This window comes from Streptomyces sp. SAS_270 (genome assembly GCF_052543295.1).
Window position 1 is genome coordinate 20925 of the sequence record NZ_JBMNDS010000114.1, and the last position, 6412, is coordinate 27336.

Consider the following 6412-nt stretch of genomic DNA (forward strand, 5'->3'; position numbering starts at 1 on the left):
GGTAGATAAGGACAAGCTCAGGCCGGGGCGACGCTGCGGGTGACCACCCAGCGATGCGGCGAGATCGGCCGGATGCGCGTGAACCCGTGGTTCTCGAACACAGTCATCGGGCCTGTGTGCAGGAAGGAGCCCGACACCGAACGGTCATCGGTCTCCTCGGGATAGCCCTCGACCGTGCCGCCGCCGCTGCGGGCGATCTCGGCCAGCGCCCCACCGAGCGCGGCATGGGCAACGCCGCGCTTGCGCAGCCCCTTCCCAGTGAAGAAGCAGGTGATGCGCCAGTCCGGCACCGTCACCAGCTCCTTCTCGTACCTCCGCTTGCTCTTGATCTCCGGCAGCTCGGCAGCGGAGCCGAATTGGCACCAACCCAGGCACTCATCGCCACCGAAGACGAGCGCGGCGTGGGCGTGACCCGCGAGGACGCGTTGCTCCTTCTCCGCACGGTTCTGCCGGGGGGCGCGCCCCTTCTCGACTTTGACATGGAAGGCCATGCACCAACAGCCACCCCACACGCCGTTGTTCGCCTCGACCAGTCGAGCGAATGCGGGCCACGTGTCCTTGTCCAGCGACCTGACAGTGAGGGCGGCGGACGTATCGTCTGTCGACCTGTTGCTCACGGACTCCTCCAAAAGCCGACTTGGTGCCCTGGCCGCCTCGGCGGTGGATTGGCTACCGACCGATGATTGCGCACGAGCACGTCACAGACAGGTTCTGAGCTTGTTCTTCATGGTCTGAGCCGCCTGAAAGCGTGCGACAAGGCCAATCCGGCCCCTGAGTAGGGTTGTGGCCATGGCTAAGGGAATGGGGCGACGGCCCAAGGTGGATCCGGACAGCGGAGTCGAGGACGCGACGATGCTCATCCTGGAATGGCTCGGCGAGCAGGGTGTAGGTGCCATGATCCGGGTCGACGCGGAGCGGATGCGTGACGGTCGGCCGGCGTGGACCTTCGCAGCCTCTGGTGGACCCCTGGATGGTGGGATGAGGGCTGATGGGGCCTCGGCCGCCGAGTGCATGGGCAGGGCATTGCTTGGGTTGCGAGAAGCCGGGCTGGCCGTTCCCTTCTGAAGCCCTGTTCAGCGTCTGAGCTGGTTGCGCTCGGTGGTGTTTTCGGGACTTCTGGTGGTCTTGTCGACGTCGAAGCGGGTGACGGGGCGGCGGTTTTGCGAGCCGAGCGGCCTGCCGGGGCCGGGCCGGTTGGGTTTTGGCGCACGGGCCGGACAGTGCAGGTTCGGGCGGAGGTTCCTGAACCCCCGGCGGACCCGGGCGAGGGTGAGCCGGCCCGGGTTCGCCGGCTTCTCCCACGGACGGCGAAGTTCGGCGACCAGGGGCCGGGCCAGGCGGAGTTGGGTCTGGGCGGCGACGATCAGCCAGGTCCCCCCGGTCCGTCGCCTCGGGCCTGCGAACTTCGGATGGGACCAGCCCAGCGCTTACTTGACCATCCGGCAGGAGCGCTCCAGATCGAACCTGCGCAAGAACACGTCTGCCAGCGCAGATCGACGTCCTCAGCCGAGCGCGTGGTCAGCGTCGGGCGAATGCGGTCCAGGGCCATCGCGCGAGCGGTGTCGTAGCGGTCGGTGACCTGTACGGTCTCCGCGTCCAGATCGCCCGAAGTCGGCGCCGCGGCCACTGCCAGCGCTGCACTTCTTGCAGAGAACGTCGCACTTCGCGAACTGGCCGGCAACCGGTCAGCGGTGGTCATCCCCTGGGCCGTACTCAGGCGACTCGAGAATGAGACTGTCCCGGGGCAACGGCATCTACAACCTCGCCTTGCCACCGACCTAGAGACTCAAACCAGCCTCACCTGCTGCTATTTGCCGAACAGATTGAGACACCCGAGAGTTCAGGCGTGGACCAGTTCCAGTGCCTGCTTCAGGTTGTACTCGGCAATGCCTGCCATGAACGCCCGGTCAGGGAAGTCGCCGTCGAGCAGCCGCAACGGACCCGCCGTCAGAGACAAACGCTGCGCGAGCATGTAGAGCGCGAGCCGGTCCTCATCCAAGCCGTCCACCCTCAGCGGCTGGTAGGCGTCCTGCAAGCGGATTCGCAGAAACACGTGCTCCCACTCGACATCGAAGTACATCAATCCCTCGATGTCGATCGCCACGGGGTTCCCGTCCTCGTCCACAAGCACATGGTCGGGCCCCAGTTCGCCGTGCACGACCGCGTACTCCGCGCGTGGCTGCACCGCCGCCGCCAGGATCAGCAGCCGCTCCTCCAGCCGGTCGCGGGCGCCCGCAATCCGCGAATCGCGCGAGGCCGCCTCGGCAAGGTCCCGCAGCGCACGGTCGAGAACCACCCCCTCGCACGACGAGCCGCGCGAGGTCCCTCCTCCGTCGACCACCGCCACTTTGCCGTACGCCGGTGCGCGGTGACGCCGCATTGCCTCCAGCGACTCCGCGAGCCGGACCATAACCGGAGCCGCAGCGGCTGGATCCCGCGTGAGCAACTCCTCCAAGCTCTCCCCCCGAAGGTCCTCGACGATCGCAAGGTCGGCTGGGCAATGCGTCCCGTCGCGATCGACGAGACGGATCGCTGGAACGCGAACGCCGAGCGCGTCCAGCCGCTCGTGCGCGGCCTGGAACAGATCGAGCCCGAGGCCGGGCGAGAACGGGTCGGTGAGGTCGTCGTCGCCCTCGGCCGCCGGCCAGTAGTTCTCGGCGCCGTCCCATAGGTAGGCGATCGCCGTCGTCGCGTCGTCCATCACCAGGCGGTACACACCCTTCTTGCTGCCGCCCGCGACCCGCTCGACCGCCTCCAGCCGCCGCCCGCCGCCCAGCGCGGCCCGCGCTGCACCCGTCAACTGGTCCCGCGTCACTGCCCTGCGTGCCACGTTCCGATCCGCCTCTCCGTCACGACAACCCGCGAACCCTACGGAAGCGTCGACGGTGGGGCCATTGGGTTATGCCGAATCCGAGGACTGACGGTTGAAGCGGTACGTCTCGAGCAGCATCGACCCCGATCCCACAGGGGCGGACGAGCTCTACAACGTGCAGATCAATCGTCGAGACTGCGAACGCCGGCGGCCATCACCCTGGTGACCCGACGGTCCGCTTCGCCGAAACGCCCGACCCGCCGAACGCCGCGACATGGCTCACAGCTACGTCGTGCCGGAAGCCCCTTGAACGCCTGGGTCGGTCAGTTCAGTCGGTCAGTTCAGCAGGGCGGCCGTGAACGTCTCACGGCTATCCGCCAGCCAGGCCTGCAGCCGGTCCCAGCGTTCCCATCCACCACGCTCGGCCAGCGCCTGGACATAGGCAGGGTCGCCCTCAGCCACACGGCGGCCGACGAAGGCTCGGCAGACGTCGGTGGCCTGCTCCACAACGCCAGGCAACTCGGCGCGGTCCTGCCGGGAGAGGCCGTAACTGTCGGCAAGGATCCGCAGCCGGGCGTGCGCATCCAGCCCCTCGGGATAGAGACCGGCCGCGGAGACGGGATCGAGCATCGGCACCCAGTAGCGGGCGGTCATGGCGATGTCCCAGAGGGGACGCCCCGGGGCCGCGAGGTCGAAATCGATCAAGGCACTGGCACGGCCGTCGCGGAAGACGACGTTTTCCGGGCACACGTCGTTGTGGCACAGCATCGTTCCACCCTCCGGGTCGGCCAGGTCCCCGGGCCACCCGGCACGGGAGCCAACCCCAACCACACCGCTCGTCTCATGCAAGCGCCTCAGCAAGCGCCCCACCGACTCCAGAGCGGCTGTCGTCATCACCCAGCCACGGAACGGCGGCAGAGCCACGTCACCGACGATGAAGGTCAGCTGCTCACGGCCGTCCTCGGTGAGGCCGACAGGGGTTGGCGCCGCGTCGAAACCGTGCTCCTTCAGTGCAACGAGATAGGTGTGCAGGGCGGGTGCGTTGCGCGGCGCTGGACGCTCCACCAGAGCACCGCGGCGGAATACTGTCCCCGCGTTCGCCATGCCGCCGACCAGTGCCTCGTCGTCAGTCCCCATGACGATCACGCTACCGCTAGGTCGACCTACGTGGTCCAGACCCCGAACTCGCCCCGAACACTGTCGAAAACAACCCCTTGGTCGAACCACCAGGGCCACCCAGCCCCTCATGTCATGGGCTGATTCTGGAACAGGCACTCACCTGTTCACCATCAAGTCCAGCAGCCGCGGACAGGAACTGTGTCCCTTCCGCAACCCCGACGCGATGGAGGACCACGAGGCCGAAGACTGGCGCCCGGCGTGGCCGAGACAGGCGTCGGGGCTCTCGTCGCCCTGTTGGGCACGGGTGGCGAATGCGGGAGTGCGCCTCGGTCCCATGTGGCAGCCGGGGCCGGTCTCTTGCCGTGCCGAGGGCATGTCGAGCAATGGCCCCCTATGCCACAGCTGACCCCTGTTTGCACCGTAGTTCTGGCTGGATTTAGCGGGCTTCTGTCGGAAATGGGACGAGTAGCGTCATGGCTTCTTCTGCGGAGTGGCCCGCGGAGGGAGGGAGAATGCCGTGACCTGGTTGGGGTGGGAAAGCCTTGGGGGAACCCTGACGAGCGGCCCCGCCGTCTCGTCCTGGACTTCGGGGCGGCTGGATACGTTCGTACGGGGTACGGACTCGGCGCTGTGGCACAAGTGGTTCCAGAACGGCTGGTCCGGCTGGGAGAGCCTCGGCGGCGTCCTCACCTCGGAACCGGCCGCCGTGTCCTGGAGCAACGGCCGCATCGACGTCTTCGTGCGGGGTACGGATTCGGCGCTGTGGCACAAGTGGTTCGAGAACGGCTGGTCCGGCTGGGAGAGCCTCGGCGGGGTGCTCACCAGCGGTCCGGCGGTGGCGAGTTGGAGCAACGGGCGGCTCGACGTCTTCGTGCGGGGTACGGACTCGGCACTGTGGCACAAGTGGTTCCAGAACGGCTGGTCCGGCTGGGAGAGCCTCGGCGGCGTCCTCACCAGCGCTCCCGCGGCCGTGTCCTGGGGCAATGGCCGTATCGACGTCTTCGGCGCGGGCACCGACTCGGCGCTGTGGCACAAGTGGTTCCAGAACGGCTGGTCGAACTGGGAGAGCCTCGGCGGCGTCCTCACCTCCGCGCCGGCGGTGGCCAGTTGGAGCACCGGACGACTCGACGTGTTCGTCGCCGGTACGGATGCTGCGATGTGGCACAAGTGGTTCCAGAACGGCTGGTCCGGCTGGGAGAGCCTCGGCGGCGTCCTCACCGGCGCCCCCGCAGCCGTATCGTGGGGACCGAACCGGATCGACACGTTCGTCGCGGGTACCGACAGCGCGATGTGGCACAAGTGGTGGACGCAGGTCCCCACAGTGCGACTGCACGCCAAGGTCCTCACCACACCGAACGTGTCCGTGGCCGACGCCGTGCAGCGGATGCGCGAGGTGTACGCGACCGCCGGCATCGCGGTGCAGCTGGCGTCGACCGAGAACCTGAACCTGCCCACGCTCAACGACGTCGATGTGGGCCAGTGCGTTGTCGGGCAGACGACCGCCGAGCAGGACCAGCTCTTCGGCAACCGCAACAACGTGGGTGCGAACGACGTCGTCGCCTACTTCGTACGGTCGACCGTTCCGCCCTTCAACGGGTGCGCGGCCCATCCGGCCGGGCGCCCCGGCGCCGTGGTGGCGCAGGGCGCGACACAATGGACCCTGGGCCACGAGATCGGACACGTCCTGGGCCTCAGGCACGTCAACGACAACGACCGGCTCATGACGGGAAACGGGACGGCGAACATCACCAACCCGCCCCCCGACCTGGTATCCGACGAAGTCAAGACCATGCTCGACAGCTCGCTCAGCCAGGACATTTAGGAGGCGGCGATGAGCGTATCGATGCGTGATGTACGCAAGGCCCTCGATCCCGAGGAGCCGAACTACGCGGCCGCCGCACGGCTGGGCTCCGCGAGTCTGCCCCACCTGCGCGCGCTGGTCGGCGGCGACGACGTGCTGCTCGCGGCGAAGGCGGCGTACGCGGCCAGTCTCCTGGAGGGGGACACGGGCAAGGAGGTGGTCGCGACCGCGGCGCAGAGCGATGAGCCGTCGCTGCGTGTGGCGGCGGCCTCGGCTGCGGTGAACCTGCCGACGGCGTCCGCCGCAGGCCTGCTCAGTGACCTGGTGACCGACTCGGACCCCGGTGTGCGCAAGGTGGCCGTCGCGGCGGTCCCGTCCGACGCCCCGGCGACGCTCACCGCACTCGTCCAGGAATCGACTCCACCGGAGGCGGGCACCGCGCCGCCGTCCGCGTCCCCTGCCGAAGCGCAGTCGGCGAGGATTCCGATGCCGGGCGAGGACTCAGGTTCGGGTCTGATGCCGGGTGAGGGAGGATCCTCCGGCCTGATGCCGGGCGAGCGGCCCGGCGGAGGCAGCGCCATGGACGACAGCGCGGCCGCACCGGCGCCGGGGAAGATGCCGGGCGAAGCGCCCTGAGGAAGGTACGGGGGCGGGGGGGTCCCGGGTGAGCCCGGGGCCGC

Annotated in this window: 6 protein-coding genes and 1 pseudogene; 3 read left to right on the plus strand and 4 right to left on the minus strand. The window is 68.4% G+C overall.

The window, feature by feature from the left end:
* Positions 1-17: 17 nt before the first annotated feature.
* A complete protein-coding gene (locus ACN6LB_RS42340; RefSeq protein WP_445030543.1) occupies positions 18-617 on the minus strand; it encodes a GNAT family N-acetyltransferase in 600 nt (199 codons plus the stop codon).
* A 172-nt stretch (positions 618-789) separates the two neighbouring features.
* Here ACN6LB_RS42340 and ACN6LB_RS42345 point away from each other — a divergent pair, with 172 nt between their 5' ends.
* A complete protein-coding gene (locus ACN6LB_RS42345; RefSeq protein WP_445030544.1) occupies positions 790-1065 on the plus strand; it encodes a hypothetical protein in 276 nt (91 codons plus the stop codon).
* An 8-nt stretch (positions 1066-1073) separates the two neighbouring features.
* Here ACN6LB_RS42345 and ACN6LB_RS42350 read toward each other — a convergent pair.
* From ACN6LB_RS42350 to ACN6LB_RS42360, 3 genes and pseudogenes are all read right to left on the minus strand, one after another.
* Positions 1074-1624 (minus strand): annotated as a pseudogene (locus tag ACN6LB_RS42350) (NF041680 family putative transposase); the annotation flags it as partial.
* Positions 1625-1840: 216 nt separating this feature from the next.
* Complete coding sequence (locus tag ACN6LB_RS42355; protein ID WP_445030551.1) at positions 1841-2815, minus strand: phosphotransferase family protein; 975 nt, start codon at positions 2813-2815, stop codon at positions 1841-1843.
* Between the two features lie 333 nt (positions 2816-3148).
* The gene (locus ACN6LB_RS42360) at positions 3149-3949 is read right to left on the minus strand and encodes a phosphotransferase (RefSeq protein ID WP_445030545.1); all 801 of its coding nucleotides are present in this window, start codon (positions 3947-3949) and stop codon (positions 3149-3151) included.
* Between the two features lie 499 nt (positions 3950-4448).
* Here ACN6LB_RS42360 and ACN6LB_RS42365 point away from each other — a divergent pair, with 499 nt between their 5' ends.
* Entirely contained in the window at positions 4449-5753 is a 1305-nt protein-coding gene (locus tag ACN6LB_RS42365; RefSeq protein ID WP_445030546.1) for a hypothetical protein, read from the plus strand.
* Between the two features lie 9 nt (positions 5754-5762).
* A complete protein-coding gene (locus ACN6LB_RS42370; protein ID WP_445030547.1) occupies positions 5763-6368 on the plus strand; it encodes a hypothetical protein in 606 nt (201 codons plus the stop codon).
* The last annotated feature ends 44 nt before the right edge of the window (positions 6369-6412 follow it).